The following is a 1,922-nucleotide window of genomic DNA, read 5'->3' on the forward strand; positions in this document are numbered from 1 at the left end:
GTAGCCAAGTTTATAGTGGCTGTTACAGTCGTGTGTCTTTGAATTTTTATGCCTTTAACTCGAATGGCAATAAAGGCATTGCGTGTGGCCTAGGTAATATTCAATTTATCCGAGATGGCGAACCACTTGGCAGTGGCACAACTGCGGCTGAAGACTTTACAACACTTGAAGATGATGCATTCTTAGGCTGAAGTGAAGTGTCTCATATGACAATAGAGTTTTAGGATTCTATTGTCTTTTTTGAAGGGAAAAAGACATGAAAAAAATAAATATTGATTTAGAAACGTTCAGTAGTACCAATCTTCAAAAATCTGGTGTTTTCAAGTACTGTGAGAGTAAAGATTTTGAGATTCTGCTTTTTGCTTATTCTATTGATAATGGCAAAGTGATCGTTGTAGATTTGTCAAATGGTGAGATAATACCGCATGAGATTTTAGAATCTTTAACAGATGATGCGGTAGAAAAGTGGGCATTCAATGCCATGTTTGAGCGGATTTGTCTGTCAAAGTATCTAGGACTATCTGCCGGTATCTACCTAAATCCATCTTCATGGCGTTGTACAATGATTTGGTCGGCGTTATTAGGATTACCATTATCTCTTGCTGGGGTTGGTGCAGTTCTGGGATTGGATAAACAAAAATTATCAGAAGGGAGAAATCTTATTCGATATTTTTGTGTGCCATGCCTGCCAACTAAAACTAACGGTGGTCGAATCCGAAACTTGTCGGTTCATGCCCCTGATAAGTGGCAGCTTTTTAAAATTTATAATGCACGTGATGTCGAAACTGAAATGTTGATTCAAGAAAAATTATCTCATTTCCCAGTATCTGATGACATTTGGCATGACTATCAACTTGATCAGGAAATTAATGATAGGGGAATTGGTCTTGATGAAGTCTTTGTCACATCGGCTATTCATCTGGATGCCCTTTCTAAGACATCTATCTTCTCAAAATTGGTAAATTTGACAGGTTTAGAAAATCCAAATAGTGTCCTGCAAATGCGAAGATGGTTGCTAGAACATGGTTTAGAGACAGAGAGCCTTGGAAAGCAACAAGTGACAGCGCTTATAAATTCTAATTCTGGTCTATTAAAAGAGGTGCTTTTGCTTCGCCAACAAATCGCAAAGTCATCTGTTAAGAAATATCAGGCAATGGCAAATGCGGTTTGTAAAGATAGTCGCGCTCATGGGATGTTTCAATATTATGGCGCCAATCGGACAGGTAGATTTTCAGGTAGGTTAATTCAACTTCATAATTTACCACAAAATCATATATCAGATTTAGCCGAGGCAAGGTCCTTAGTTCGTGATAAAAATTTTGATGCTTTGGTCTTACTTTATGAGTCAACGCCCAAAATCCTATCTGAACTAATTCGGACTGCTTTTGTGCCACAAGATGATAAGAAATTTATAGTAGTGGATTTCTCAGCAATTGAAGCACGTATGATTTCGTGGTTGGCAGGGGAAGAGTGGCGACTTGAAGTTTTTAAAAGTGGTGGAGATATCTATTGTGCAAGTGCGAGTCAAATGTTTAATGTGCCGGTTGAAAAGAACGGCGTAAACGGACATTTGCGACAAAAAGGTAAGATATCTGAATTGGCTCTTGGGTATGGTGGCTCAGTTGGTGCATTGACGGCAATGGGTGCACTGGATATGGGGTTAGCTGAAGAGGAACTACAACCACTTGTCACGAGGTGGCGAAAAGCTAATCCTAGAATTACAAAGCTGTGGTGGGATATAGATAAAGCAGTAAAAAATAGCGTCAGACAGCGCACAGTAACGAATTCACATGGCATCAAATTTAACTGTAAAAGTGGTATGCTTTTCATCACATTGCTTTCAGGAAGAGAGCTTGCTTATGTCAAACCTCAAATTAGTCCAAATAAATTTAATGGGGAATCCGTGACTTATGAAGGAGTAG

Annotated in this window: 2 protein-coding genes; both read left to right on the plus strand. The window is 38.9% G+C overall.

Features of this window, described 5'->3' with window-relative positions; genetic code table 11:
• The coding region (locus tag RsY01_RS10755) for an ssDNA-binding protein (RefSeq protein WP_133063218.1) at positions 1-191 on the plus strand (191 nt) is incomplete at its 5' end.
• Positions 192-256: 65 nt separating this feature from the next.
• Positions 257-1,922, plus strand: a 1,666-nt coding sequence (locus RsY01_RS10760) for a DNA polymerase (RefSeq protein WP_094785528.1), incomplete at its 3' end; no start/stop codon positions are given.

The sequence above is a fragment of the Pseudolactococcus reticulitermitis genome, from assembly GCF_002260845.1.
GTDB lineage: Bacteria > Bacillota > Bacilli > Lactobacillales > Streptococcaceae > Pseudolactococcus > Pseudolactococcus reticulitermitis.